We start from the raw sequence: 26,396 nt of genomic DNA on the forward strand, positions 1-26,396 counted from the left end.
TCGAGGCCACGCCGGCGTCCCGCGACCGCGTGGTCGACGCCGCCCGCGCGCTGTGCATCGTGGTCGTCACCCTCTGGCACTGGACGTTTTCGGTCACCCACCGCACCGCCGACGGCAACCTGACCATGCCGAACCCGATCCACGCCGTGCCCGGCGGCTGGCTCGCCACCTGGGTGCTGCAGATCATGCCGGTGTTCTTCCTGGTCGGTGGGTACGCCAACCTGGTCGGCTGGCAACGGGCACGAGCACGTGGGACGACCGCCGGCCGGTTCGTCAGAAGCCGGCTGCGTCGGCTGCTCTGGCCGACCGCCGCCTGGGCCCTGATCTGGCTCGCCGGCGAGCTGATCGCGGCCGCTCTGCCCGGCTCGCACCGATGGATGTGGGAGTGGTTCCCCGGTTACCTGACGCCGCTGTGGTTCCTGGTCGTGTACGGCCTGCTGATCGCCACGGTACCGATCACCGCGAGCCTGAACGCCCGCTACGGAGCCAGGGTCCTGGCAGCGCTCGTCCTGCTGATCGCCCTCGGCAGCGTGGCGCACCGCGGCGCCGGCCTGACCTGGGCGGGCTGGGCGACCGCCGCCCTGGTGTGGCTGTTCTGCCACCAGCTCGGCTACGCCTGGCGCAGCTGGGAGCTGGGGCGGCGGCCGCTGGCGCAACGGCTCGCGGTGGCCGGAACCGGGCTGGCCGGGCTGGTCGGGCTGACAGCGGGAGCGGGCTACCCCGCCTCGATGGTGTCCACCGCCGGCGTCGAATCCAACATCTTCCCGACTAACGCCGCCATCGCCGCCCTGGCCGTCTTCCAGCTCGGGCTGCTGGTCCTGATCACGCCGGCCGCCGAACGCCTGCTGCGCCGCCCGGCCGCCTGGAAGCCGGTGGTGGCCCTCAACGTGGCCGCGCTGACCATCTTTCTCTGGCACATGACCGCGTACCTGGTGGTGCTGCGGGTCTATGAGGGGCTGGGCGGCACCCTGCCGGCGGAGCCGACCGCCGGCTGGTGGGCCCAGCGCTGGCTGTGGCTCGTGGCCCCGTCGGTCGTGATGGCTGTGCTGGTGGTGCTGTTCGTCCGGGTCGAACTGGCCGCCCGCCGGCCTCGGGCGAAGGCAGGTCGCTGACCACGTTCAGGTGCGCAGTTCGGCCAGGTATGCGGCCCACACGGTGGCCCGGCGGGCTGCTGTGAGCGGGACCGGCACGCTCTGAGAGCGCCGGACCGGGACGCGGTGTCCCGGCCGGACGCCTCGGCCGCCAGGACTACGGAGTGGTGCTTCCCGGCATGGTGTCGTCGTCATCGTCGCCGGCCGGCTGGTCGCCGAGCCGCCTGCGTACGGGCTCGTTCTCGGTAGGGGTGAGGTTGCCCGACGGGGAGGCGGCTGCGGGGTCGGTGCCTGGATCGGGGGGCCCGGAGTTGAAGAGCGACTCCAGCGGGCCAGGCGGGATGTAGGGCTTGGCGGGCGGGGCCCAGGGGGCGGTCGCCTCAGGGTCCGTGCCGGAGCCGGTCCTGGGCTGCTCCGGGTCGTGCGGCGCGCTTGGTTTGGCACTGTCCTGTTCGTCGAGGGCGGTGACGGTCTCGATGGCTTCGAGGAGTTGCCGCGTCCACGGGTAGTCCTCGTTGGGCTTGGCGAAGCCGTGCTGGGGTACCGGAGCTGCGGGTACGGGCTCGACGTGTCCGGCGGTGGCCGGGCGGGTCCGGCGAGACCTGACCACGAGCACCGCGAGCACGGCCAGCAGGGCGACCACGAGCACCACGGCCGAGGTGACCATCGTCGCTGTGGAGGAGCCCGCCTGCTCGGTGGACACCGCGGCGTTGATGTGTGCGGGGACGGTGGTGGAAGCCGTGGCGCTGGGGGTCGGCGGTGTGGCATTGGAGCCCTCGTCGGCTACGGCCTCCGGCGTGGAGGTCGGCCAGGTCGAAGTCGCCGTCGCCGCCGCTGAAGTGGAGGTGGCGGCCGGTTCGGCTTCGCTGGTGGCCGAGGCGGACGGTGACTCGGAGGTCGTGGCGGTCTCTGTGGGAGATGGCGAGTCGGATGCCGTGGGGGTGGCTGAAGGGGACTCAGAGGTGGAGGGCGTGGGGGAGGACGAATCCGACGTCGTTGGGGTGGGGGAGGATGACTCCGACGTCGTGGGAGTCGGAGTCGATGACGGGGCCACGGTGGAGGTCGGTGTGCCCGAAGTGGGCTGCGGGATCCCCGTGGGGGCAGGACCGCCTGACGTTGAGGTAGGCGTTGGCGTTGGTGTGCCGGACGGCGGTGCGCTCTCGTGCGGTGGCGTGCTCTCGTGCGGCAGCGTGTCGTCGGGGGCGTGGGTCGGCTCTGGTGCAGGACGGGTTGCCACGGATGATGAGCCGGCACCCTCATGGTGGGAGCCGCCTTGAGGGGATCCGTTCTGGTACATGCCGTTCTGGCCGGTGCTGTCCCGGTCGGGGCCCGAGGGGGTGTCCGGCCTCTCCGGAGAGTCGTGGCCCAGCTCTTGGGAGTCCGGGCCCTTCCCGTGCGAGCTCTGGTGCTTCGCTTGGGTGTCCTGGCGGCCGTCCGTGTCGGTGCGCGGACCACCATGAGGTTCGTCCGCCGGTGGGCCCGCGTGGTCATCGAGCGTCTGGGTCGCGTCAATGAACTTCTGGATATCTGAGGTCATGGAAGTGGGGGACCTCCCGGACGAGACCGGATTCACCCATACAGATCCCTGACAAAAGTGATGACAAGTGACTTATAGGGACAAACCGGAAGCCTGTGGGTAGCGCGAGCGTACCGGATGTTCCCGCAGGTCAAGCGCTCCGAAAGGAGCGATCGACGGCTCTGACCGGGGGTGAAGCCCAGGCCAAAGAGGCGTCGGCGGCATTTCGTCCGACGCGAGAGCGTAGAAAGATCTACCAAAGTCCGCCCTGGGGGCAGGAGCTTGCCACGGCAACCACATTGTCCGTGTTGATCTCAAGCGCCGGATGGAGCGACGTCAGCTATGCCTCGGCGATGGCAAGCCCCTGGTCGTCGGGCCTGACCGCCAGGCCGAAAGTCGCGAAGACGTCCGGGTCCTGGAACGCCGAGTTCCGGGCGATGCCGTCGCCCGCGGACTTCCGTACCTGCGCACGGCTCCTGGCCTCGGGATGGGCGAGATGCCGACGCCATGGCCCTGAACGCGCCGGCCGTCGTCCGCGCGACGGCCCCCGGAGCGTTCTCCGGGGGCCGCGATGGCGGTGTTGACGTCAGGGCGTCAGGGCTACGGCGCCGGGATCTCGCGGACGAGCCTGGAGGTCCACGGGCACCAGAAGAGGCCGGGCAGGAACGCTCCGCCGGCCTCGTCCAGGTGGTCTTCGACGTACGGGATGGTCGCGTCACAGACCTCGATCGCGAGGTCGAAGAAGCTGATCGTGTCGGGGTTCAGCTGGTAGCTCCAGCGCGGGTTGTAGGGGGCGGGTCTCTTGGTGATGCGTCCGAGGACGTGTGGCCTGTCCGTGGTGGTGCCGCTGATCAGGTCGCGGGCGTGCTGGATCTTGACGGGGTCGGTCAGCTGGACGACGAAGTTCTCGCGGGTGATGTCGGTCATCACGAAGTAGGCCGGGGTCGCCGCCTGGGCGGGTGCGGGGGTGGCGACGCTGAGCGTCGCCAGGGCGGCGAGTACCGCGAGGATCTTGGTCAGGATGTGGTGCATGGAGACCCCTCTCGCAATCTTTGACTACTGTAAGTAGCAGTTACTTACGCTAAGTAATCACGCCAGGGTGAGAACGGCCTCTTGCGTCACGGTGACAACGTGGTCACCGGCGGGCCGGCCAGCGGGTCCGACCGGCCGCGACCCTGCGGCGCAGTGGTGTCTGTGACGCGGCGCCGATCGATTCGCGGGGCCGGTGTGCGCGGCCGCCGTGGCCGGCCCGTTGACGGTCAGTCGGGCGTGACGGGGGCCAGCCACAGCCCGACGAGGGCGTCGATCAGCCCCGTCGCGGTGTCGTGCCAGGTCTTGCGGGGGGTGGGGGTGCCTTCCGCGAGGGCCCGCTCGCGGACGCCGCAGGTGTGCAGGACGAGCTGGCGCATCATCTCGCCCCGTTCGGCGCGTACGGCGGGGGAGAGCGCAGGCAGGCAGCGATTGAAGCCCTCGATGTTGCGTCGCAGCGCGGAGGAGGCGCGGTTCTCCTCAGTCATGATCGCGTTGAGCGCGGGGTCGGTGCCCACCTGCGCGAGGAAGCGGGCGTACCAGGTGGGGGAGCCGAGTTGCGCGAGGTGCTCGGTGACCGGGCGCACCATGCAGGAGACCCAGTCGCGTACGTCGTCGGAGCCGTCGATGGCCGTGACCATCTGCGCGCGCCGCCGTTCGATCGACTCGTTGTGCTTGCGGACGATCGCGCGGACCAGGTGGGTCTTGGTGCCGAAGTGGTAGCCGACCGCGGCGGTGTTGCCCTGCCCGGCGGCCTCGCTGATCTGCCGGTTGGACGCGGAGAACACGCCGTGCTCGGCGAACAGCCGCTCCGCCGCCGTCAAGATGTGGCCACGGGTCACTTCGACGCGCTCGGCACGCGCGGTCCTGCCGGTCATCATCACCATCTCACCTGAGCTGTGCTGGATCGCCCTGCGTCCTGCGTCCACGGCCGTTCACCATGATCTCGCCGCAGTGCGTCCTTCGCCAAACGTTGATCCCGCCGTCGGTGATCAGAATCTCTGCGGCTAATCTTAACTCAACTGATTGATTTAAAACAGTTGACATCGACTCCCCCGCAGCAACGGAGGCTTCCCCCGCATGACCGAAAACCCCGCCCGGGCCGCGCACGCGGCCGACCCGCCGCGGGCGAGCACCTTCGTGGTGGTGCTCGCCTTCAGCGGGATCGCGGTGTCGCTGATGCAGACCCTGGTGATCCCGCTGGTGCCCGAGCTGCCCAAGCTGCTGAACGCCCCGGCGGCCGACACCGCCTGGGCGATCACCGCCACGCTGCTCGCCAGTGCCGCCGCCACGCCGGTGATGGGGCGCCTGGGTGACATGTACGGCAAGCGGCGCATGCTGCTCGTCAGCCTGTCCCTGCTGATCGCCGGCTCCGTCCTCTGCGGCCTCAGCGACTCGCTGACACCCATGATCGTGGGCCGGGCGCTGCAGGGCCTGGCATCGGGCGTCATCCCGCTCGGCATCAGCATCATGCGCGACGAACTGCCCGCCGAACGGCTCGGCTCCGCCATCGCCTCCATGAGCGCCTCGCTCGGCGTGGGCGGCGCGCTCGGCCTGCCCGCCGCCGCCCTCATCGCCGAGAACTTCGACTGGCACGTACTGTTCTGGACCGCGGCGGGGCTCGGGGCCGTCGCGTTCGTCCTCGTGCTGTCGCTCGTGCCGGAATCCGCGGTACGCAGCGGCGGGCGCTTCGACCTCGTCGGCGCTGTCGGGCTGTCCGGCGCGCTGGTGTGCCTGCTCCTCGCCATCTCCAAGGGTGCCGACTGGGGCTGGGGCGACGCCCTCACCATCAGCCTGTTCGCCGCGGCGGTCGTGGTGCTGCTGCTGTGGGGCTGGTGGGAGCTGCGCACCAGGGAGCCGATGGTGGACCTGCGCACCACCATGCGGCGGCAGGTGCTGTTCACGAACCTCGCCTCCATCATGCTCGGCTTCGCGATGTTCGCGATGTCACTGGTGGTGCCTCAGCTCCTCCAGCTTCCCGAGGCCACCGGGTACGGGCTCGGCCAGTCGATGCTGGCCGCGGGCCTGGTCATGGCCCCGTCCGGCGTGGTCATGCTGCTGCTGGCGCCGATCGCGGCCCGCGTGTCCGGGGCGTACGGGCCGAAGGTGACGCTGATGCTCGGCGCGATCATCGTGGCCGCCGGCTACGGCCTCAACATCGTGCTGATGTCCGAGGTGTGGCAGCTCGTCCTGGTCTCCTGCGTCATCGGGGCCGGCATCGGATTCGCGTACGCCTCCATGCCCGCCCTCGTCATGGGCGCGGTGCCGATCTCCGAGACGGCCGCCGCCAACAGCCTCAACACCTTGATGCGTGCGATCGGCACCTCCGTGTCCAGCGCCGTGGCCGGGGTCATCCTGGCCGAGATGACCATCCGGTTCGGGCCCGCCGAGCTGCCCTCGGAAGACGGCTTCCGCGTCGTGCTCGCCATCGGCGCCGGCGCCGCCCTGCTGTCCTTCCTGCTCGCCGCCTTCCTCCCGCGCCGCGACCCGGCCGCCGTCGCGGCCTCGCACCACGCCCCCGCCGCACATCCGGCTCCCGCCGTCCTGGAAGAGGAGCCCCAGCGCGCGTACGCGGCTGCCCGTTCGGAGGGCGCGGTGGAGATCCGCGGCTTCGTCTGCGGCGACGACGGCCAGGCGGTCGGCCACGCCACGCTGACCCTGATCGACCTGCACGGCCACCAACTCGGCAGGGCCATGAGCCTGGCCGACGGCGGCTACAGCATCTGGACGCCGGGCACCGGCACCTATGTCCTGATCGCGTCCGCCGCCCACCGCGATCCGCAGGTCGCCACGCTCGTCGTGGGCGAGCAGCCGCTCGACTTCAACCTGATCCTCGCCGGATCGAGCAAGCTCGTCGGCACCGTACGCGACCTGGAGGGCAAGCCGGTGTCCGGCGCGGTGCTCGTCCTCACGGACGTCCGCGGCGAGGTGCTGTCCACAAGCACGACCGACCTCGACGGCGCGTATTCCTTCTCCGGGGTGAACGCGGGCAACTACACGCTCGCGGTCAGCGCCGAGTCCTACCGCCCGACGGCCGTCTTCGTCGAGGCCCACGGCGCCGGCCAGACCCGGCAGGACGTCGAGCTGCGGCCGGGCACCCGGATCCGGGGCACCGTCCGGGTACGCGACGGGATCCCGCTGGCCGACGCCCGGGTGACGCTGCTGGACGCCGCCGGGAACGTGGTCGGCACCACGACCACGGCGGACGACGGTGCGTACGCCTTCGCCGACCTGACCGGCGGCCAGTACACCCTCATCGCCACCGGCTATCCGCCCGTCGCCGACACCGTGACCATCGACGGCAGGGATGGCGACGACCGCGACCTGTGGCTGGCCCACAAGGACTGACCGTCCCGGATTTCCGAACGAAGCACTGCTCCGGACGTACGAGCAGGGGGAGAGCAGGAGCACGCACCATGGACACCAGCCAGCACAACCTCTCGGCCGGCAGCCGGCGGGGCCTGCGCGCCGCGGTCCGCACCAAGGACGGATGGGCCGTTCAGCACGCGGTCGTCACGGTGACGGACCCGTCCGGGCAGCAGGTCGTGCGGGCCGAGGCCGATGCCGACGGCATCGTGTCGAGCGGCCCGCTGCCGCCCGGCGTGTACACGGCCGTCGCCACCGCGATCGGCTACGCGCCGGCCGCGCTGACGGCCATCGTGACCGCCTCCGGCGCGGCCGAGCTGGGCACCGTGGTGCTGGCCAGGCAGGGCGGCGCCGACCTGCCGCCGCCCGGCTCCTGGACGCTCGACCCGGCCCACTGCACGATCGCGGCGACCGCCCAGCACCTCGGGCTCAGCACCGTACGCGGGCGGTTCCGGCAGTTCGCCGGGCGGATCCAGGTCGGCACTGCCCCGGAGGACTCGACGGTGGCAGCCGACATCGCCGCCGCCTCGATCGACACGGGCAACGCCACCAGGGACGACCACCTGCGCTCGGCCGACTTCCTGGGCGTGGCCTCGTACCCGATGATCTCCTACCGCGGCACCGGGCTCAGCCCCGCGGGCCCCGACCGGTGGACCGTCCACGGAACCCTCACCCTCGCCGGGGTGTCGCGGCCCGTGGACCTGGCCCTGGCCTACCTCGGCACCGGCCCGGATCCGTGGGGCGGCCTGCGGGTGGCCTTCCACGCGGAGACCGAGTTGCGTCGCGAGGACTTCGCGATGACGTACAACCAGGTGGTGCGGGCCGGGATCAACCTGGTGGGGCCGACGGTGAAAGTAGAGCTGGACATCCAGGCCGTACAGGGAACTGCTCTTCCATAGCGCGCCTCATCGCCGACGGCTGATGATCGACGAGCCGCCGCGCATCGTGGTGCGGTGGAACAACCGCCTCCGGGGTCCGGGTGGACCCCGTGACGTGCTGTGGCGTTGAAGGGGCGGGTGTCATCAAGCGGCGTCGAGGGCTTCGGTGATCTTACGGGCCATCTCGGTCATGGTGGGGCTGGGGGTGCCGTGCTGGGGGCGGGTGGCTGCTTCGACGGCGACGTTGACCGTACGGCGGAAGTTGTCGGCCTCGGCCGGGTCGTGCTGCTTGAGCAGGGTCATGGATGCCGCCAGGGCGGGGAGCACCTTGTCGGCGAGGGCGGCCACGCTCTTGCCGTACTTCACGCCCTTGGGGGCCTTGGCGAGGACGTGTCCGATGGAGCCGGTCGCGCTGGTCAGGGCGATGGAGCCTTCGGTGGCGGCCTTGTGGGCCGAGCCGGCGGCGCCGGCGGCGGACATCAGGAAGACGGCGCCCCAGGCGGCGGTGCGGAGGGTGAGCTGGTCCTGGTCGGTGAAGGTGATCGACATGGTGGTGCGCTCCTTTGGACTGTCAGGGGGTTCAGCTGGATGGGCAGGTGCTGAACCGTTCATGGATCAACCATCGCCGGTCGCGCTGACAGCGGGCCGTCGCCGTACTGACGCGGCTGCTGACACGCTGGATCGCTGTGGGGGTGGCGGCGGTCGGTGACCTGGAAAACCCAGGGGGCCAGCGCGGCCGCGCGTCCTACGTTGGGAGCGTGTAGCCGGTGAGGGCCGCGGGCCAAATGGGTCCCTTCCCGAGGTCATCGTCTCGGGCGAGTACGTGTGGAGCTCCAGGCCCCGGTCCTCGGCGCACCAATCACCGTGGAGGCATTCCCCGTCAGCTCCGGCCGTGCCGAGGCATGGCGTTTCCTGCAGAGAAACGCCGAACACGTAGTGTTCCCACTCGAAGAGCCGGCCCACGACCAGTGAACTTCTCCCGAGGGTCCGACATGCCACCGCAAGCGATACAGCGGTGGGGAGTCTCGCGGCGGGCGCAATGAGCCAGGTCCGCAGGGGCAAGGGGTCAGGGCCACGCCTGGAGCTCTTCGCCGTGCGGGTCGTCCACCATGCTCCAATCGCCGCCGATGCGCATCGTGGCCCGGCGGCCGGTGTCGTAGCGGTCCCAGCCGGGGTGGCCGGCCGTGGCGAAGGCCACCCAGGCCGCGTGCATCCGGGCGGCCAGGTCCGACGGCGGCTCGTCCGGACCGAGCAGAGCCTGTGGGCCGCGCAGCCGGGGCAGGTTGGTGACGTCGAAGACGAATGGCAGCTCCACGGCGTGGGTGGCACCCAGTTCGCCGCCCAGCGCGTTCGAGCGCCACGAGAACGAGTAGCGGTAGGTGGCGGCGGCGGCGCTCCCCGCATGTGCGTCGGCCAGGCGCCGGCTTCCCGCGCCGAACAGGGCATCGCCCATGATGGCCGAGCGCAGTTCCCCGTCGGACGCCTGCGGCCTGGCCTTGTGGTAGGTCTCGACGAGGCGGGCAGGCTGCGGGTGCGAGCGGGCCGCGGCGGCGTCCACATCCGCCGCGGTCGAGGTGGACAGGTTCCTGAACGGTGCCAGGTAGAGGTTGCCCTCCTCAGCGTTGGTGCCCACCAGCAGGTCCACACCGGCGCCGCGGCCCGCGGCGACGGCCTCGGCCGGCTGCCGGTCGAGCACGATGCTGAACGGGCTGAGCCCGATGAGGGGGTCACTGTGGGTCTCGGTCTGCAGATCAATGCCCGACAGTTCGGGCATGACCTCGACCAGTCGCCGGTCGGGAATGCCCGCGAAGGCGTCGGCATGCGGCTCAACCCCAAGTGCGTGGGCAGCGGCGCGGGTCACGCGGGCGGCCTGCTCAGGCGTGAAGGCGCCCAGGCCGCTGCCGCTCTGCACGATCGCGCGCCGGAACAGCCCCTCGGCCTCGGGCGCGGCCAGCACGCCACCCACGATCGTGGCGCCCGCGGATTGGCCGAACAACGTCACGCGTGCCGGGTCGCCGCCGAACGCGGCGATGTTCTCCCGTACCCACCGCAGGGCGGCGATCACGTCGAGCAGGCCCCGGTTGGCGGGCGCACCAGGCAGGTCGAGGAAGCCCGCGATGCCCAGCCGGTAGTTGAGCGTCACGAGCACGACCCCGTCGCGGGCGAAGGTGGCCCCGTCGTAGACCTCCGACCGGGTGGATCCCGCCACGAACCCGCCGCCGTGCACGAACACCATCACGGGCAGACGCTCCCCAGAGGCCGCCGGCGTCCACACGTTGACGGTCAGGAAATCCTCGCCGGGAATCCAGCCGGGCCCGAAGTACGGGGTCATGTCCAGGCTGCCGAGCCGGCGTTCGGCCTGCGGCGCGGTCGGCCCGGGCTCGGTGGCGTCCCGTACACCGTCCCAAGGGGCGTGCGGGCGTGGAGCGGCGAATCGGGCGGCGCCGGTCGGCGGAGCAGCGTACGGGATGTTCAGGAACACGGTCGTCCCGTCGCGCAGCAGGCCACGCACGGCGCCTTGCGTGGTGACGACGGTGTCTGCCGCGTGGTGGTTCATCAGGCCTCCTTCGAGGTCTCGGAGTAGGAGGCGAACGGAGCCCAGTTCTTGATGGCGAACCCGCTCCCTTGGCGGACCACCTCGGCGGCGCCCTGCCCGCCCAGATGCGCGGGGACAACCAGGGCGCCCCGGTCGGCAGCCCAGCCGAGAACTTTGCGGCGGGTGGCGCGGGCCCCGGCCGGGTCCTCGCAGAAGCAACTATTGGTGTCCGGCTCGACGAATTGCACGGGGTTGTGCAACATGTCGCCGACGAACACCGCCCGGTCCGTACCCGATTCGAGGGTGACCACCGAGGACCCCGGTGTGTGCCCCGGCGCGAGGTCCAGGCGCAGGTTGGAGTCGATCGTGTACGAGTCCTCCCACAGGCTCGTCAGCCCCGCCTCGTGGACGGGGGCCACGCTGTCCTCGAACACGTTCTGATTGCCCCGCCCGAGGAGCGGCTTGTGCTCGTTGGCCGGGTTCCAGAAGTCGAAGTCGCTCTTGGAGATGAGGTACGTGGCGTTGGGGAAGGTCGGCACCCAGGTACGGCCGTCCAGGTAGGTGTTCCAGCCGACGTGGTCCACGTGGAGGTGGGTGTTCACCACGATGTCCACGTCCTCGGGCCGTACGCCGGCGCTGGCCAGGTTGACCAGGAAATCGGTGTCGAGGCGACTCCAGACCGGCGAGTAGGGCCGCTCTTTGTGGTTGCCGACCCCGGTGTCGATGAGGATGTTCTTACCCTCGCTGCGGAGCAGCCAGGTCTGGATCGCGGAGTTGACGATCCGCGTCTCGGGGTCCACGAAGTGCGGCTCCAGCCAGGAGGAGTGCTCCTCCCACGTACGTGGCGAGCTTTCCGGGAAGAACGTCTCCTGCGTCACCTCGACGGGCCCGTAGTATTCCCAGACCCGCGTGATCGTCACGTCACCCAAAGTGATCCGGTTGGCAGGCATGAGTATTCCTTGGTCAGAGGAGTGGAGATGAGTGCGGTGAGATCCGCCGCCCGTCCATGGTGCGCCGTCGCACGAGGCCGGCGGTATGCGTCACGTGACTGCATCCGCTGTGAGGTCACGCGCTTGCTACCGTGACAGAACGTGGGCACGGACCTGCGACGACGCCGCGGTCCCGCACGATGAGATCTTTTGGAGGGCCTGTGCAGGAGCGGGCGCCGAGTTCCCGCGCCAACGCGGAACGTGACGCGATCGTCGGGCGGGACGCCGAGGTCGATCGACTCGCCGCGCTGGCGGCGGACGCGTCTGGTGGCGGCCGGGTCCTGCTCATGTCCGGAGCCATGGGGATGGGCAAGAGCGTGCTACTGGAGCACACCGCTCGCGTCGCTGAGGAGGCAGGCCGTCGGGTGCTACGGGCGAGCGGTCGCGAGTCCGAGAGGGACCTGGCTTTCGCGGGCCTGCATCAGCTTCTTCGGCCGGTGTTGGCCGAGGCGGCCCACCTGCCGGATCGACAGCGCCGGGCGCTGCTCGGTGCCTTCGGGGTCTTGCCCGACGCCCCCGATTCCCTGCTGACGGGGATCGCCGTCCTGACCCTGCTGTCCCAGTTGGCCGAACGGGCGCCGCTCCTGGTCGTGCTCGACGACGCCCAGTGGATCGACTCCGCCTCCGCCGACGTCCTCGCCTTCGCTGCTCGCCGGCTGGACGACGACCCCATCACCCTGCTGGCCGCCGTACGCGACGACGACCTGGACGCACCGTCGGTCGGCGTACGCGACGGCGGGCCGAGCTTCGACCGGAGGCCAGGCTTCGACCGCGAATTCCCGACGCTCGTGCTGCCCCCGCTCGACCACACGGCGTCCCGACGGCTGCTCGGCCTGCGCGCGCCCGGCCTGACGAGCAGGATCAGGCAACGCGTGCTCGACCAGGCTGCGGGAAACCCCCTGGCCCTGCTCGAACTGGCCGAACACGCATCGCTCAACCCCGACGAGCACGGCCCGCTGCCGGTCGGCCGGCGACTGGCGGCCATCTACGCCGCCCGGCTGGCTGAGCTGCCGGAAGCCGGCTGGCAGGCCCTGTTGCTCCTGGCAGCCGCCGACGTGGAAGATCCCCCCGACGCCGTGCTGGCGCTGCTGCCCGACGCCGACCACAAAGCCTGGCCCGCTGTCGAAGAGTCCGGGCTGATCCGCCGAGCAGGCCGTCACCTACGGTTCCGCCACCCGCTGGTCCGCTCCGCGGTCTACCACACAGCGCCGTTCGACGCCCGCATGGAGGCCCACAGGAAGCTGGCCGACGCCCTGCGCCACGAACCGGACCGCCGTGCCTGGCATCTCGCCGCCGCCGCCCTCCACCCCGACGCGGAGGTGTCTGCCGCCCTGGAACAGACGGCCGACAGGGCTCGCAGGCGAGGCGGTTACGCGGCGGCGGCCAAGGCACTGGCCCGCGCGGCGGAGCTGCATCCCCGGCGCGACGACAGCGCTCGGCTGCTGGCGGACGCGGCCGGCGTGGCCGTCTTCACCGGGGACCTGCCCTGGGTGGAGGAACTGGCCGGCCGGACCCGCGCCCGTACCGACGATCCAGCCCTGCTCGCCGCCGCCTCACTGCACGTGGGGCGACTGTCCGCGCTGACCAGCCAGCACGCCGCCAGCTTCAACGACCTGGCCGCGATCGCCGACGACCTGGCGGCCACCCACCCGGCCATCGCGCTCGACGCGCTCGCCGCCGCCGCAGTGCTGCGCTTCTACTCAGGCGAGGAGTCCCAGCGGCGGGAGATCGACCGGCTCCTGCCGCACCTGCCCGCCGGGCCGCTGCGGGAGTGGGCGCAGATCGTCTCGGACCCGTTCGGCGGCGGTCGCGAACTGGCGCCCCTGCTGCCTGACAGGATCGCCGCAGCCGGGGGCCGCTTCGGATCAGGCAATCGCGGAGGGGCCGGCGGCGCCGGTGCGGGTGGTCGACCCGAACGGTTGACCGCGCTGGCCATTGCGGCCTGGGTGCTGGACGAGACCCCGTTGGCGGTCCGGGCGTTCGACGAGGCCGTCCAGTCGTGGCGCACCGCAGGGCCGCTCCCCGACGGGCTCGGCGGCGTCGTCGCGCTGGCCTACTTCGAATACGGCCGCTGGGATCGGGCCCGTGAGGTCTGCGCCGAAATCGGCGCGCTGCCGGCCGCGGCCGGACTCGACCACGCCGTCGCATGCGCGCGCGCCATAGAGGCCATGGTCGTGGCCCCTCAGGGCGACGCTGCAGGCGCCCGTGCGCTCGCCGACGAGGCGCTGCGCCTGGTGGACCCGCTGGAGAGCCGATCGGTCGCCGTGTACGCGCACCGCGCACTGACCGCCGCCGCCATGGCCGAAGGCGACTACGAGGCCGCCTACGAGCACGCGCGGATGGTCTTCGACATCAACGGCGACCCCGTCCACTACCACGCCTCCTACCCTGCCCTGCCGGAGCTGGCCGAGTCCGCCACGCGCAGCGGCCATCACGCCGAGGTGATCGAGATCATCGAGCGCTCGGCCCGTACTCTCGCCCGCGGCGGCTCGCCCCGCCTGCGGAGCCTGATGAACCGCAGCCGCGCGTTGCTCGCCGAACCCGAGCACGCCGAGCCCGCCTTCCTGGCGGCCCTGGCCGATCCCGCGCTGGAACGCTGGCCCTTCGAGCGAGCTCAGACGCTGCTGGAGTACGCCGAATGGCTGCGCCGCCGTCGCCGGATCGCCGAGGCACGGCCGTTCCTCACCGCGGCGTACGACACCTTCCGCCGGCTGGGCGCGTGGCCGTGGAGCGAACGCGCGCAGGCGGAACTGCGGGCGGCCGGTCTGGACATCGAACCGGCCGACCCCGGAGCCTTCGCCGGCCTTTCTCCGCAGCAGCAGCAGATCGTCCGGCTCGCCGCCCGCGGGCTGACCAACCGTGAGATCGGCGAACGCCTCTTCCTGTCGCCGCGCACCGTCGGCTCCCACCTCTACCGCACCTTCCCCAAGCTGGGCGTCACCGCCCGCTCCCAGCTTCGAGACGTGGTGGAGGCGGCGGCCGTGGACGGCCCGCCCGACTAGGTCATCACGCAGGGGACGCGGCCGCCGTCGAATGTCTGTGCCAGCTCGGCCGTCGCCTCGTCCAGGCGGTTCACGTGAAAGAGCTCGAGGGACATGTGATCGCCTCGCCAGCGGTCTGCGGCCAGCCGCGCCAGTGTGCGGCGGCCGTCGTGGCAGGGGATCGTGGGCCACGCGCCGGCCTCCATGAGGTGGATCGCTCGGTCCAGGTTGGCCCGGATGCGCTCGATGGCGCGGGCCTCGTACTCTGCCTCGCCCATCTGAGCCGCGGCGGTCACGGCGGCGAGGCTGCGGACGTGGTAGGCGCACGACTCCAGCAGGGCGAGCAGGTGGCGGGCGTGGGCCCGGGGGGCACGGCGCGGGTTCAGCGGGTGGGTCAGCGGGCGAAGGGCGCCGCGCAGCTCCTCCAGAGCTCGATCAAGCTCACGGGTGTCGAGCAGGGCGCCGCCCTCCAGGACACGCGTACGCCGAAGGGCCCGCAGCACCTCAAGCAGCCGCTCGCCACTGGCCCGGCGCACGGTCGTGGGCAGCACGAGCGTGCCCGCCAGCACCCCGCACAGCGCCCCCAGCGCGGTCTCCCAGACGCGCAGCGCGAGCAGTTCGGCCGAAAACGTGCTGAGCAGGACGAACACCGTGGCGATCATGCACGTGATGAAGAACGTCACCGCCCAGTACGCGTTCGGCGGGGTGCGGAAGACTCCGAAGACGCAGACCAGCGAGACACCGAGGGCCAGCGGCGGGCAGCCACCGGCCAAGGCGGCGATCGACAGCCCGCACGCCACGCCCAGCACGGTGCCCAGCAGGCGCTGGAGGCCTTGGACCAGAACCTCCCCCGAGCTCTCGGTATTGACGAAGACCACCCACGCGGTGAGCACGGCCCAGTACCAGCGTTCGGAGGACAACACGTCGCCGCTCACGACGGCGATGGCCGCCGCCGCGGCGGCCTGGACGGCCTGCCGCGTCGCGACATGCCTCAGCCGGCGGGCCGCCCCGTTCGTACGGGGGCCGCGGTACGAGGGGGCGTCGGCGACCGATCGGAGTCCGTCCACGGCGCGTATCAGCTCGCCGATCGCGTGGTGGACGTTCAGGAGGGCGGCAGTGGCTCGGTCGTGCGTCGTCCCCATGAAAGCCGGAAAGGAGCGGACGGCCAGCACCGCCAGCCGTTGCGCGGCCACTTCGGCCCTCACGATCCCCTGCCGCACCGGGTCAGCGGCTCCTCCCCGATCGAGGAGATCGGCGATCATCAGCCCGCTCCGGTGCAGCCGGGCGAGCCGGCGTTCCAATGACCACGTCAGGCGGGTGTCGTCCCGTCCCGCCCGTACCACCTCGATCGCCCCGAGCACGACATGCTCCAGATGAAGGTCGAAGGCACGCCGCAGCCGCCGCAGCGTCTTGGCGGGGGTCGTCCGCAGCAGGCCGAAGCCCACCAGCGCGTCGGCGGCGAAGCCGACGCCCACGGCGGCGTACAAGCCGGGCAACTGGCTCAGCCGCGCGTCGAGGAACTGGGTCAAGAAGTACGCCATGAAGGCGAAGATCCCGAGCGCTTGTCCCCCTGGCCCGTACCGGCGGACGAACACCGCCCAGAAGATCAACAGGACGAAAACGGCCTCGGCCGCCACACGGAAGGGCGCGAGCGCGCCACCCGCGAGCAGGACGGCGGACACCAGCGGAACGGCCGCCACGACCATGAACACCTGATCCCGCGCGGGGCTGTCGCCGGCGGCCAGCGCGACAGTGAAGGGGGCGAAGCAGCCCGCGACGAGGAACGCATCAGGCAGGTCCGTGAAGGACAACACGGCCAGGGTGAGCGCGATGCCCGCGACGGCTCTGAGCGCGGTGGTCGTGCGTACGAGCCCGGGATCGCCTGCCGTGAGGCGATCCCGCATGCCTGCCGCCCGCCGGAGTGGAGTGCCCATCGGTTTCCTCGCGATCGTCCGGTTCCCCTGCCATCATGCGGACGCGCGGCCCGGCCGGAGTATCGGACGAATGACTGCACTTCAGAAGGACGCCATCCGGTGCTTGATCCAGCCGATCATCGTGGACTTGACATAGCGCCCTCGGGCCGTTTCCTCGAACTGGAGACCGTTGTGGCGGAGGACAGGGAACTGGCCGTCCTCACGACACCATTCGTACTCGATGGCGGCTGGGGGAGATCGCATGGTTCACGACGACGGCACGAGTAGGTCGAAACCGGAGGAGATCGAGTACTCCGACCGGCCGCCGGCGAAGGGTGACTGGACCGAGGGCTTGCAGGACGACGTGGCAGCTGAGCGCACTGTTCGGCGGAGGGGGCAACACCGACCCTGCCTCCTTCACGCCGCCCTCTATCCCGTCCTACACGCCATGGACCCCAAAACCCTGGACACCAGGCGCCACACCAAGCCCCGACCTCGACGGCGACGGCATCGAAGGCCGCTACGACGACGCTGACGGCGACGGCGTCCAAGCTCGCAACGACCCAGGCCGCGCCACCCAGGTGGCGCGCGACCAGGATCTCGAAAAGCGTGCCGTGACGGCGGACTGCCAGGCGATGCTCGCCCCGAAAAGCGAACAGATGCTGCGTCTCCTGCACGAGATCAGCCTCTGGCGGGGCCGGCGTCACGCCCGATCGTGGCCACTGTTGAAGCTCTCGTCACATCGGCGGCCCGACTGGCGGAAGCGGCAGGCGCCAAGGACGGCACTTACCGTCGGGCGCGCTCAGCGTTCGAGCGGTCCTTGGCGCAGTTCCGGGAAGCGGTCGATCGCAGGCGATGACTCACGCCTGTCGCCATGGTGGGGTGCCGGCCATGCGGCTGGTACGGCTCCCCCCGACGAGCGGCGCGAGCTCGCCGCTGACCTGCTGACGGTGGACAGCAATTCTTAACCGGCGATCGTCAGGCCGGCCAGCCGCTCCACGCGGTCGATGTACGCCGACGGAAGCCCGTACAGCAGGGTCGCCATCTCGGGGTCGTGGATCACCGGCAGCGCGGCCACCGCGTCCGCGGCCAGGCCCCGGCAGTACGCGATCGTGTCGGTCGTCATGCGGCTCGCCCGCACCGCGCGCAGCACCTCCGCGACCTGCTCGTCCGTCATGCCCCGGCCCAGCCCGCCCAGGTCGATCCCCGACATGAGCAGCGGCAGGCTGTAGACGCCCTGTCGCAGGTCGTTCCCGGCCGGCTTGCCGAGCTGCTCGCTGGTGGCGGTCAGGTCGAGCAGGTCGTCGAGCACCTGGAAGATCAGCCCGAACTTCTCTCCGTACGTCGCCATCCGCGCCCTGTCCTCGGCCGGCGCGTGCGCGCACACCGCCGCGACCAGGCAGCTCGCCCTGAAGAGCGCGGCGGTCTTGCCGGTGATCGACCGCAACGCACTCTCTCGGGTACGGCCGGCGTCGAACAGGCCGGCCGTCTCCAGGTACTGCCCCTCGGCCAGCTCCACCACCGCCGCCGCCAGCACCTCTGCCACCAGCCTGGAGACGTTCGTGATCGCCGCCAGCCCGGCCCTGGCCAGCATGAAGTCCCCGATCACCAGCGCCCTGCCGTCACCCAGCTCGGCGTTGAGCGTGCTGGCGCCGCGGCGCTCGCTCGCGCGGTCCATGAGGTCGTCGTGCACAAGCGAGCCGGTGTGGATGAGCTCGACGCAGGCGGCGGCCGTGATCACCCGGCGGTCGGGCGCCTTGCCGAGGGCCAGGGAGGCGGCCAGCGTCATGGCGGGCCGCAGCCGCTTGCCGCCCGCCGCGACGACGCGCCCCGCGCCCGCGTTGATGGCGGGCAGCGCGGAGGAGCCGCTCAGCCGCCGGATCCTGGCTTCGACCTTGGTCAGGCCCGCGGCGATGACCGGGTTGCGCAGGAGTTGGTCCATGCGCTCCAGCCTGCCTCACGGTGGCTGTGTGACACCTGAGAGACCCTGAGGAGCCTCTCAGTACGCCTTCTTAGCGCGCTTTGTCAGTGCGCGGTGATTCCTGGTGCGAGCGAGGACCTTTATGTCGTCTGCGCCGCAGAAGCCCCCGGGGCCGGTCGGCGAGCGCGACCTCGGTCCGCTCATCATGCACGTCGAGGCCATAGCCGTCGCCTTCAGCTGGCAGCTCTACCAGGCGAAGACGACGCCCGCCGGCTTCGACGTATGGATGGACGACATCGCGCTGAGCAGCCGGAGAGTCGGCAGCGTCCGCAGTGGCTCTCCTGCGGTTGCGTCGCAGCCTGCTGGACTCTGGTGGCCACGGCTCGCCTTGGGGCGGGACGCGTATTTGGCAGACGAAGGTGCACCTGCAGCGCGGGTTTACGCACGCATTTGGCATGGTCACCGGTGGCGTTCGTCGAATGTGCAGGTGGTCGTGGCGGTACCGACGGCCGGGATGGCGGAGAATTAGGACCGGGAGCTGGGGAAACGCTCGCAAGATCATCCCGTGTATATCCCCTGATCATGGTCTTACGGTTGCATGCGGGCACCGCCTGCTGCCTACCAAGGGCACAAAACAAAAGACCTGCGGCTGTGAAACCGCAGGTCAGGGGCCTGAAATGCCGATCTAGGTGAGTGCCCCCGGCAGGATTCGAACCTGCGGCACCCGCTTTAGGAGAGCGGTGCTCTATCCCCTGAGCTACGGAGGCGGACTCTCGTAAGCCTAGCGAAAGTATGGCACTGCGTGGGACATGGGGCCGGGAGCAGTTCGGCGGGGTTGGTTATGGGTGGTCTGAGCTGCGGTAAAGGCCTGACAAGTGGCCGGGGTTCCGCTCGTTCGGCGTGGCTAGCTTCTGCGGGTGACCATGAGGCGGTGTAGGCAGGCGCGGCGGCGGCCTGTGGTGTTGTTCGGGGCGTTGCTGGCGCCGGGGATTCTGGCTGGCGGGTTGCTGGCGGGGCAGGCGCGGGGGTTCGGGGATCGGTCGGACCATGCCGGCGCGCTGGGGGGTGGGGGACGGGTCGCGGTGATGGCGTTCGAGCCGCTGTACGTGTCTGCTCCGGCTCGGCCGCAGTGGGTGTATGGGGGGTTCGTGCCCGGGGTGCCGCGTGAAGTCGTGGTGCGGGCGGAGGCTGTGCTGGCCGATCGGGGAGAGAAGGCGGTGGTGGGCACGGCTTCTGATGAAAGCGGTGCTCGGCGGCGGCGGGCTGAGGTTGATGGGGCGGGGGCTCCGGATTCGGCGCGCGGGGGAGGTGGCAGGCGTCGCGGGGTGGAGGTGGAGGAGCCTTATGTGCCGGCGCCGGTTCGGCCTCGTGAGGGGTGTCCGGGGGAGTGGGAGGAGACGTGGTTGTGGGAGGTGTGCCGGGCTGGGGAGCGGCAGGATGCGCCGGGGCTCGCCGATGGGCTGTTGTCTGGGATCTGAGTGCGGCAGTGCCTGTTCCTTGCCGGGGGCGAGGTTTCGGGGCTGGTGGGACGGGGTGGTTGAGCAAAGTGGGCTTTTTGTCTCATAACAGCTCTTCGGCATTCGGTCCGGACACTCGGAGGGCTGTAGTAACGTGCGTGCCTGACCCGGGTGACGAGTTTGCATACGGAGGAGTCGAACGTGCCAGCCCCTCGATCAGCGGGTCTGATCGCGGCTGTCGTGGCGATGGTGGCTTCTCTGGTGGTGTCCTCGGCGCAGGTGGCGGCGGCGGAGGCTTTGGGGCAGGCTGATCGGCGGGGGCAGGCGAGGCTGGTTCGGGTTCAGGAGCGGCAGGATCCCGGCAATCTGACCGAGCTGAGGAAAGAGGCGGAGCGGTCGGCCAAGGAGCTGGAAGAGGCCACCAAGGCTCTGGAGAAACGGCGCAGTACGATCGCCGCCTCCGAGAAGCAGCTCAAGGGCAAGCTTACGGCGCTGCAGGAGCTGGAACGGCGGCTCGTGGTGATGCGACAGCCCGTTTCGCAGATGGCTGAGTTGTTGTACGTGCAGCCGCTCAACGGCGGCGGAGTGCTGCCCTTCCTGGCCGGTGGCGCTGACGAGAACACTCTGCGGGCGCTCAGCGACGCCAACCAGATCGTGGCGACGCGGCAGCAGGCCGTGCAGCAGACGAGCGCGCTGTACGCCCAGGCCGAGCGGCTGGCGAGCGAGGCGCAGGAGTTGCGGGCGGGAAATCTCCTGGCGGAGGCGCAGCTCGCGGCCGAGATCGACACGTTGCGGCAGCGGTCGGACAAGATCGTGAAGTCGTTGACCGCGGCGCTGGTGAAGCTGGGTATCAAGATCGACAAGGTGGGGCGGGCGGCGCTCGGCTGCGACCCGTTGCGGGCCGCCACCGCCGGCGAGTATCCCAACGGGCTCATCCCCAGGGGCATGCTCTGCCCCTTGCAGCAGAAGGGGTTCAGCCTGCGGGCGGACGCCACGATCGCGTTCGTCAGCCTGAACGAGGCCTTCAAGCAACGGTTCGGCAAGCAGATGTGCGTGACCGACGCCTATCGCAGCCTGGCCGAGCAGCAGGCCGTCTACTATCGGCGGCCCGGGTTCGCGGCGGTGCCGGGGCGGAGCAACCATGGGCTCGGGCTGGCTGTGGACCTGTGCGGCGGCGTGGAACGGTCAGGGTCCGCGGAGTTCGTGTGGATGGAGAGGAACTCCAAGAAGTATGGGTGGTTCCATCCGTCGTGGGCCTACAGTAGCCCGTTCGAGCCGTGGCACTGGGAGTACGACCCCAAGCTGGGGTCACTGCTCGATTGACGTCGGCCGGGGGTCAGGCCGCTGTCAGCTCCGTGGTGCAGAAGGCGCAGCGGGAGGCGTTCTTCGGGATCTCGGAAAGGCACGCGGGGCAGTCGTGGGTGGTCGGCTCGGTCTTGGCTGTGGCGCGTTCCCTGACGTGGGTATAGGGCTTCACGACGAAGAAGTAGACGGCCGCGGTGACCATCAGGAACGAGATCATCGCGTTGATGAAATTGCCGTACATGAAGTTCGACCGGCCGATGGTGACCTTCAGGGATGAGAAGTCGGGGAGGCCGCCGAAGGCTGAGATCAGCGGGGTCAGCAGGTCGGCCACGAAGGACTGCACGATCGAGTTGAAGGCCGCGCCGATGACGACCGCGACGGCCAGGTCGATGACGTTTCCCTGCATGAGGAACTTCTTGAAACCGCTCATGTGCAGATTGTATCTGCATGGCTACTCTCTGCTAGGTAGGTGGTGGCAGGGTGATCGACAGGTGGGCGGTGGCCTGGGCCGCTGCCAGCTCTGCGGCCTGGGTGGTGGTCGTCGCCAGGAGGAGGAGGGTGCCGCGTGGCGTGGACGACGAGAGGTCCCGCTGGGTGCGTGGCGGGGGGATCGTGATGACGGTCACGGCTTCTGCGATCGTGCGGGCGGGGGTGGGAGCGGTGGCTTGCGGCCAGGTGGCCAGGACGTTGACGGTGGCGCCTGGGGAGAGCAGGGCTGCGGCGTCGGGGTCGTTGACGCGTACTGGAGTGGCGACCATGCCCGGCGGTAGGTGGGCGTAGGCCGTCTTCAGGAGGCGGGCGTCGGTCAGGGGCTCGCCGTGGCGCATGGGGGAGGTCAGGTGGTGGGTGGTGCCGGGGGTGAGGCGGCGGATCGCGCCGGCCGGCGGATGGTTGAGGGGGACGGAAGTCAGGTCGGCGGCCGTCAGGGGGCCGGCGGGGAGGTCGTGGGCGGCCACCAGGACCGTCGCGGGCGGGGTGGGGCGGGTCGCCGCATAGGCGAACAGGACGGCCAGGGCGGCGAGCGCCGCCGCGATGAGGCGGCGGCGACGGCCGTAGCGGACCAGCCAGCTCCTGATCACGGCAGGTCGAACGGGAGCTTGAGACCGTCGAGCGCGCTGCCGCACGGGCAGGTGCGCTCCTCGGGAAGCGCCTGGACGGTGGCGGAGACCAGGGAGCGCATGCGGGTGACGTTTTGGGCGAAGAACTCGAGGACCTCGTCGTGGGTCACCCCCTGTCCCGCCTCGACGCCGGCGTCGAGATCGGTCACCAGGCAGAGGGACGTGTAACAGAGGGCCAGCTCGCGGGCCAGGATCGCCTCGGGGAAGCCGGTCATGCCGACGATGGACCAGCCGTTGGCGGCGAACCATCGGGACTCGGCGCGGGTCGAGAAACGGGGGCCCTCGATGACCACGAGGGTGCCGGCGTCGGCGGTGTGCCAGTCGGTGGCCCGGGCGGTGTCCACGGCCGTCGCCCGGCCGGACGGGCAGTAAGGGTCGGCGAAGGAGACATGGACGGCGCCGCCGGTGTCGTAATAAGTCTGGACACGCCCTGAGGTGCGATCAACGAGTTGGTCGGGGATGACCATGGTGCCGGGGCCGTAATCGGCCCGCAGGGACCCTACGGCGCTCGGCGCGAGCACCTGGCGGACGCCGAGGGAGCGCAGTGCCCAGAGGTTGGCGCGGTAGGGGATGCGGTGGGGCGGGAAGCGGTGATCGCGGCCGTGCCGGGGGATGAACGCCACTGAACGGGAGCCGATGCGCCCGACGGTGACGACGTCGCTCGGGGGGCCGTAGGGAGTGGCGAGCTCGATCTCCTCCGCGTCGTCGAGGAGGGAGTAGAAGCCGGAGCCGCCGATGACGCCGATGTCTGCGCGAGTGACCATGGCGCAGAGAGTAGCCGGGTCGGTGCGGGGCCCGGTGCGGCCGAGCGGCGTTCTGTGGATAACGTGGCATCGTTGCAATGCGTGAGAACACCAGTACGAAGAGTAGTATCGCCGCATGCGGCAACAGGGTCTCGGTCTCATCATCGTCGCGCTCATGCTCGGCATGTTGCTGGCGGCGCTCGACCAGACGATCGTGTCCACGGCCCTGCCGACGATCGTGAGCGACCTGGGCGGGCTGGAGCAGTTGGCCTGGGTGGTGACGGGATACATGCTCGCCTCGACCGTCTCCACGCCGCTCTGGGGCAAACTGGGCGATCAGTACGGGCGCAAGCGCTTGTTCATCGGGGCCGTCGTTATCTTCCTGGTGGGATCGGCGCTCTGCGGGCTCAGCCGGAACATGGGTGAGCTCATCGCGTTCCGGGGGCTTCAAGGGCTCGGAGGTGGCGGGCTCATGGTGCTCGCGCAGGCGATCGTGGGCGACGTGGTGTCGGTCCGCGAACGGGGGCGTTACCAGGGGTTCTTCGGGGCGGTGTTCGCCGTTGCGAGCATCGTGGGGCCGCTGCTGGGCGGGGTGTTCGTGGACCGGCTGTCGTGGCACTGGGTCTTCTACGTGAACCTGCCGCTGGGCGCGGTCGCGCTGTTCGTGATCGCGACGGTGCTGCCCGGGGACCTCGCTCGGGCCAGGCACACGATCGACTACGCGGGCGTCGTGCTGCTCGGCGCGGCCACGTCGTGCCTGGTGCTGGTCACCACGTGGGGCGGGACGACGTACGCTTGGACGTCGCCCGTGGTGGTGGGGCTGGCCGGGGCGGCGGTGGCGTTACTGGTCATGTGGGTGTTCGCGGAGCGGCGGGCGGCCGAGCCGGTGCTGCCGCTCGGGCTGTTCGGGCTGCGGACGTTCTCCATGGCGTCGGCGGTGGGGTTCGTGGTGGGGTTCGGGATGTTCGGGGCGCTCACCTACCTGCCGCTCTACCTGCAGGTGGTGCACGGGGTCAGCCCGACGCTGTCGGGGGTCTACCTGCTGCCGATGATGGCCGGGATGCTGACCATGTCCATCGTGAGCGGGCAGATCATCTCCCGGACGGGGAAATACCGGTTCCTGCCGATCGCGGGGACGTTGCTCGCGTCGGCCGGGCTGGTTCTGCTGTCGACGATGACGGAGCACAGCAGCCTGCTGACGTTGGGGGTCTACCTGCTGGTCCTCGGGGTCGGGCTCGGGATGACCATGCAGGTGCTGGTGATCGTGGTGCAGAACGCGGTCGACTTCAAGGATCTCGGGGTGGCCACGTCCGGGGCGACGTTCTTCCGGTCGATCGGAGGGTCGTTCGGGGTGGCGGCGCTGGGGGCGGTGTTCACGGCGACACTGAACAGCGACCTGCGACAGGCGTTGCGGGGGGCACGGCTGCCGCCGGGGTTCGAGCCGCGGCGGGTGCAGGAGGATCCGACCGTCATCCAGCGACTGCCTCGGGAGCTCGCCGCGGATTTTCTGCACGTGTACGCGGACGCGATCGCGGCGGTGTTCCGGGTGGCGGCGCCGGTCGTGTTCGGGGCGTTCGTGCTGAGCTGGTTCATTCCGCAGACCCGGTTGCGGGAGACGATCAGGGCGGCGGACCTGGGGGAAGGGCTCGGAGCCACGTCGGCGGAGCGGTCGTCGCTGGCGGAGGTGGAGCGAGGGCTGATGCGGCTGGCGGACACCGAGCTGAGGCGGGGATATTACGAGCGGCTCGGGGCGGCGGCGGGGCTCGACGCGATCTCGCCGCAGGGGGTGTGGGTGCTGGCGCGGTTGGCCGGGGGAGGGTGGGTGCGGGGGGATGAACTGGCGGAACGCGCTCAGAAGAGTAAGGAGTGGGGGCGTCCTTACGTCGATCAGCTCGTGGCCATGGGGCTGGTACGGAGGTCGGAGGACGAGGAGGCGCTGCGGCTGACGGAGGAGGGACAGCGGGCGGTGACGCGGTTGGTGGGGTGTTCGCGGGAGGGGTTGAGGCGGCTGGTCGCGGATTGGGGGGAGGATCCGCAGCTTGAGCGGATGGTGGATCAGGTGGCGCCGGAGTTGTTGGGGGCGCGAGGTGATCGGCCCCCTCCTTGAGGAGCGGCGTTCGGGTTTGGTGTGCGGGGTCGCGTTCGTGGCTGCATGGGGGTTGGCGGAAACAGGAGTGATGGCGGTAGGCGGGAGCATGGGTGCAGGCGGGCGCGGGCGGGGGTGCGTCGAGGTACGCGGGCGGACCGGAGGCAGGGGTACGCGGGCGGACCCGAGGCCGGGCATGCGGATGGTGTCGAGGCCGGGCATGCGGATGGTGTCGAGGCCGGCATGCGGGTGGGAGCGGAGGCCGATACGCGGGCGGGGCGGAGACCGGTACGCGGGCGGGAGTGAAGACATGGTGACGGCCATCGCGTGACCCTTCAAGGCGCAAACCAGATCGAAGGTGGGCACGTGATGGCCGCGAACAACAGTGTGATGGACGGGAGGTGATCGGCACAGCGGATCCCCGATTGGTGACCCCGACTTTGTCGTGATCCAGGGGAGGGGCGTGCGACCGGCTCGCGGTTATGGGACGGTTTGCGCTGTTGTGCGGGACCCTGTGGTGGCCGCGTTGACGGACCTGATGGCGGCTGAGGCGATGCCAGGGGCTGCCGGGTGGCAGGGGTGATGGCAAGAGGTCCAGTGGCTTTGGTGATGGCCAGGGGCATCCGGGGCGGCGCGACGACCAGGGCACGGGGTGACTGCGGTCAGGGCTGCGGCGTGGCACAAGGGGTGGTGCTTGTGCATGCGCGGCGAGCCCTGGGCGCCTGCGTGGTGTCCGACCTTACGCGGTGGGCCTTTTACATGCGCGATGACGGCTGCCGTAAGCGATGGCGGCTGTCCATACACGATGGCGGCTGCCCGTGAGCGATGGCGGCTGTCCATGCACGATGACGGCTGCCCGTGAGCGATGGCTGTCCATGCACGACGACGGCTGCCCGTGAGCGATGGCGGCTGTTCATACGCGGTGGGGCCTGGCTAGGCGCGTGTCTTCCGCCCTTGCGCGGTGGGCCCCTTCAGACGCGGTGGGGCCTCTTCACAAGCGGTGGCGGCTACCCGTGTGCGGGGATCTTTCAATGCGCGGTCGCGCCTGTCCACGCGTGCGACGGCTGCCCGTGCGCGGTCGTCCCTGTCCACATGCGATGGCGTCTGGCCATGCGGTTGTAGTTCGCGAGTTACCTGCCGTACGTGCCGGTTGTGCGCGACCGTACGTGGTTGAGGGTTGGCCGGGTGGCTGCTCGTACGCGTCTGGGGAGGGCGCACGTACGAAGGCGGCCGGCCGGTACGGCTAGGGGGCCGTCCGGCGGGCGCGCGTCAGTTGGAGGCGGCGGCCGGGGCCGGGGTGGAGGAGGACGAGCTGGAGGAGCCCGAGGAGGACTTGCTCTCCGAGGACTTCGACCCACCGTCCGAGGACGACCCGTTCGAGGATCCGCCGGACGACCCGTTGGAGGACCCGTTCGACGAGGAGGTCGACGAAGAAGAGGACGACGTGCGGTTGTCGGTCCGGTAGAA

General features: G+C 70.5%; 19 protein-coding genes, 1 tRNA gene and 1 pseudogene. 9 read left to right on the forward strand and 12 right to left on the reverse strand.

The features are described 5' to 3' along the window. Positions 1-29: 29 nt before the first annotated feature. Positions 30-1,112, forward strand: a complete 1,083-nt coding sequence (locus SMD20_RS35205) for an acyltransferase family protein (RefSeq protein ID WP_329589582.1) — start codon at positions 30-32, stop codon at positions 1,110-1,112. Positions 1,113-1,248: 136 nt separating this feature from the next. Here the strand turns inward: SMD20_RS35205 and SMD20_RS35210 are convergent, their stop codons facing one another. After that, entirely contained in the window at positions 1,249-1,794 is a 546-nt protein-coding gene (locus SMD20_RS35210) for a hypothetical protein (protein ID WP_329589584.1), read from the reverse strand. Between SMD20_RS35210 and SMD20_RS35215 the strand changes: the two genes are divergently transcribed. After that, positions 1,787-2,368 carry a hypothetical protein gene (locus SMD20_RS35215; protein WP_329589585.1) on the forward strand — a complete coding sequence of 194 codons (582 nt, stop codon included), beginning with the start codon at positions 1,787-1,789 and terminating at the stop codon, positions 2,366-2,368. The genes SMD20_RS35210 and SMD20_RS35215 overlap by 8 nt on opposite strands. 839 nt (positions 2,369-3,207) lie before the next feature. Here SMD20_RS35215 and SMD20_RS35220 read toward each other — a convergent pair. Together SMD20_RS35220 and SMD20_RS35225 are read right to left on the reverse strand one after the other, a co-directional pair. After that, positions 3,208-3,639, reverse strand: coding sequence for a BP74-related protein (locus SMD20_RS35220; RefSeq protein ID WP_329589587.1), 432 nt, complete (start codon positions 3,637-3,639; stop codon positions 3,208-3,210). Positions 3,640-3,866: 227 nt separating this feature from the next. Further along, on the reverse strand, positions 3,867-4,517 hold the full coding sequence (locus SMD20_RS35225) for a TetR/AcrR family transcriptional regulator (RefSeq protein WP_329592782.1): 651 nt from the start codon (positions 4,515-4,517) through the stop codon (positions 3,867-3,869). Positions 4,518-4,716: 199 nt separating this feature from the next. Here SMD20_RS35225 and SMD20_RS35230 point away from each other — a divergent pair. From SMD20_RS35230 to SMD20_RS35240, 3 genes and pseudogenes are all read left to right on the forward strand, one after another. Continuing rightward, positions 4,717-6,177, forward strand: a pseudogene (locus tag SMD20_RS35230) (MFS transporter); the annotation flags it as partial. 153 nt (positions 6,178-6,330) lie between these two features. Beyond that, positions 6,331-6,984 carry an MSCRAMM family protein gene (locus SMD20_RS35235; protein WP_329592784.1) on the forward strand — a complete coding sequence of 218 codons (654 nt, stop codon included), beginning with the start codon at positions 6,331-6,333 and terminating at the stop codon, positions 6,982-6,984. A gap of 68 nt (positions 6,985-7,052) precedes the next feature. After that, a complete protein-coding gene (locus SMD20_RS35240) occupies positions 7,053-7,901 on the forward strand; it encodes a YceI family protein (RefSeq protein ID WP_329589589.1) in 849 nt (282 codons plus the stop codon). Between the two features lie 123 nt (positions 7,902-8,024). Here the strand turns inward: SMD20_RS35240 and SMD20_RS35245 are convergent, their stop codons facing one another. The 3 genes from SMD20_RS35245 to SMD20_RS35255 all read right to left on the reverse strand — a co-directional run bounded on the left by SMD20_RS35245 (position 8,025) and on the right by SMD20_RS35255 (position 11,366). Next, on the reverse strand, positions 8,025-8,429 hold the full coding sequence (locus SMD20_RS35245) for a hypothetical protein (RefSeq protein WP_329589591.1): 405 nt from the start codon (positions 8,427-8,429) through the stop codon (positions 8,025-8,027). Between the two features lie 517 nt (positions 8,430-8,946). Next, on the reverse strand, positions 8,947-10,437 hold the full coding sequence (locus tag SMD20_RS35250) for a carboxylesterase/lipase family protein (RefSeq protein ID WP_329589593.1): 1,491 nt from the start codon (positions 10,435-10,437) through the stop codon (positions 8,947-8,949). Next, entirely contained in the window at positions 10,437-11,366 is a 930-nt protein-coding gene (locus SMD20_RS35255; RefSeq protein WP_329589594.1) for an MBL fold metallo-hydrolase, read from the reverse strand. Before SMD20_RS35255 ends, SMD20_RS35250 begins: the two co-directional genes overlap by 1 nt. A 200-nt stretch (positions 11,367-11,566) precedes the next feature. Between SMD20_RS35255 and SMD20_RS35260 the strand changes: the two genes are divergently transcribed. Beyond that, entirely contained in the window at positions 11,567-14,407 is a 2,841-nt protein-coding gene (locus tag SMD20_RS35260; RefSeq protein ID WP_329589595.1) for a helix-turn-helix transcriptional regulator, read from the forward strand. Here the strand turns inward: SMD20_RS35260 and SMD20_RS35265 are convergent. From SMD20_RS35265 to SMD20_RS35275, 3 genes are all read right to left on the reverse strand, one after another. After that, positions 14,404-16,320, reverse strand: coding sequence for an FUSC family protein (locus SMD20_RS35265; protein ID WP_329589597.1), 1,917 nt, complete (start codon positions 16,318-16,320; stop codon positions 14,404-14,406). The genes SMD20_RS35260 and SMD20_RS35265 overlap by 4 nt on opposite strands. A gap of 943 nt (positions 16,321-17,263) precedes the next feature. Further along, positions 17,264-18,241 (reverse strand): polyprenyl synthetase family protein, encoded by a 978-nt coding sequence (locus tag SMD20_RS35270; protein ID WP_329589599.1) that lies wholly within the window; start codon positions 18,239-18,241, stop codon positions 17,264-17,266. A gap of 673 nt (positions 18,242-18,914) precedes the next feature. Beyond that, positions 18,915-18,987: transfer RNA gene (locus SMD20_RS35275), tRNA-Arg, on the reverse strand. 936 nt (positions 18,988-19,923) lie between these two features. Between SMD20_RS35275 and SMD20_RS35280 the strand changes: the two genes are divergently transcribed. Beyond that, complete coding sequence (locus tag SMD20_RS35280) at positions 19,924-21,000, forward strand: D-alanyl-D-alanine carboxypeptidase family protein (protein ID WP_329592786.1); 1,077 nt, start codon at positions 19,924-19,926, stop codon at positions 20,998-21,000. A gap of 13 nt (positions 21,001-21,013) precedes the next feature. Here SMD20_RS35280 and mscL read toward each other — a convergent pair whose 3' ends face one another. Genes mscL through SMD20_RS35295 form a run of 3 tightly spaced genes read right to left on the reverse strand, consistent with a single transcriptional unit; the run spans position 21,014 to position 22,864 of the window. After that, the gene (gene mscL / locus SMD20_RS35285; RefSeq protein WP_329589601.1) at positions 21,014-21,412 is read right to left on the reverse strand and encodes a large conductance mechanosensitive channel protein MscL; all 399 of its coding nucleotides are present in this window, start codon (positions 21,410-21,412) and stop codon (positions 21,014-21,016) included. Positions 21,413-21,443: 31 nt separating this feature from the next. Next, positions 21,444-22,061 carry a Flp pilus assembly protein CpaB gene (cpaB, locus tag SMD20_RS35290; RefSeq protein WP_329589602.1) on the reverse strand — a complete coding sequence of 206 codons (618 nt, stop codon included), beginning with the start codon at positions 22,059-22,061 and terminating at the stop codon, positions 21,444-21,446. Continuing rightward, positions 22,058-22,864: an S-methyl-5'-thioadenosine phosphorylase gene (locus SMD20_RS35295; RefSeq protein WP_329589604.1), complete on the reverse strand. Its 807-nt coding sequence runs from the start codon at positions 22,862-22,864 to the stop codon at positions 22,058-22,060. Before SMD20_RS35295 ends, cpaB begins: the two co-directional genes overlap by 4 nt. A 115-nt stretch (positions 22,865-22,979) precedes the next feature. On the opposite strand from SMD20_RS35295, the gene SMD20_RS35300 reads away from it, so the two are divergent. Together SMD20_RS35300 and SMD20_RS48465 are read left to right on the forward strand one after the other, a co-directional pair. Continuing rightward, positions 22,980-24,950: an MFS transporter gene (locus tag SMD20_RS35300; protein WP_329589606.1), complete on the forward strand. Its 1,971-nt coding sequence runs from the start codon at positions 22,980-22,982 to the stop codon at positions 24,948-24,950. Between the two features lie 1,156 nt (positions 24,951-26,106). Beyond that, on the forward strand, positions 26,107-26,394 hold the full coding sequence (locus SMD20_RS48465) for a hypothetical protein (RefSeq protein WP_442942634.1): 288 nt from the start codon (positions 26,107-26,109) through the stop codon (positions 26,392-26,394). The last annotated feature ends 2 nt before the right edge of the window (positions 26,395-26,396 follow it).

This window comes from Nonomuraea sp. LP-02 (assembly GCF_036289125.1).
In the GTDB taxonomy this organism is placed as follows: Bacteria; Actinomycetota; Actinomycetes; order Streptosporangiales; family Streptosporangiaceae; genus Nonomuraea; species Nonomuraea bangladeshensis.

What these genes read in the sequence shown, in the direction of transcription:
- SMD20_RS35220 (WP_329589587.1), bottom strand. Translation starts at nt 3,639, where the DNA reads ATGCACCACATCCTGACCAAGATCCTCGCGGTACTCGCCGCCCTGGCG.
- SMD20_RS35225 (WP_329592782.1), bottom strand. Translation starts at nt 4,517, where the DNA reads ATGATGACCGGCAGGACCGCGCGTGCCGAGCGCGTCGAAGTGACCCGT.
- SMD20_RS35235 (WP_329592784.1), top strand. Translation starts at nt 6,331, where the DNA reads ATGAGCCTGGCCGACGGCGGCTACAGCATCTGGACGCCGGGCACCGGC.
- SMD20_RS35240 (WP_329589589.1), top strand. Translation starts at nt 7,053, where the DNA reads ATGGACACCAGCCAGCACAACCTCTCGGCCGGCAGCCGGCGGGGCCTG.
- SMD20_RS35245 (WP_329589591.1), bottom strand. Translation starts at nt 8,429, where the DNA reads ATGTCGATCACCTTCACCGACCAGGACCAGCTCACCCTCCGCACCGCC.
- SMD20_RS35250 (WP_329589593.1), bottom strand. Translation starts at nt 10,437, where the DNA reads ATGAACCACCACGCGGCAGACACCGTCGTCACCACGCAAGGCGCCGTG.
- SMD20_RS35255 (WP_329589594.1), bottom strand. Translation starts at nt 11,366, where the DNA reads ATGCCTGCCAACCGGATCACTTTGGGTGACGTGACGATCACGCGGGTC.
- SMD20_RS35265 (WP_329589597.1), bottom strand. Translation starts at nt 16,320, where the DNA reads ATGGGCACTCCACTCCGGCGGGCGGCAGGCATGCGGGATCGCCTCACG.
- SMD20_RS35270 (WP_329589599.1), bottom strand. Translation starts at nt 18,241, where the DNA reads ATGGACCAACTCCTGCGCAACCCGGTCATCGCCGCGGGCCTGACCAAG.
- SMD20_RS35280 (WP_329592786.1), top strand. Translation starts at nt 19,924, where the DNA reads ATGGTGGCTTCTCTGGTGGTGTCCTCGGCGCAGGTGGCGGCGGCGGAG.
- mscL (WP_329589601.1), bottom strand. Translation starts at nt 21,412, where the DNA reads ATGAGCGGTTTCAAGAAGTTCCTCATGCAGGGAAACGTCATCGACCTG.
- SMD20_RS35295 (WP_329589604.1), bottom strand. Translation starts at nt 22,864, where the DNA reads ATGGTCACTCGCGCAGACATCGGCGTCATCGGCGGCTCCGGCTTCTAC.
- SMD20_RS35300 (WP_329589606.1), top strand. Translation starts at nt 22,980, where the DNA reads ATGCGGCAACAGGGTCTCGGTCTCATCATCGTCGCGCTCATGCTCGGC.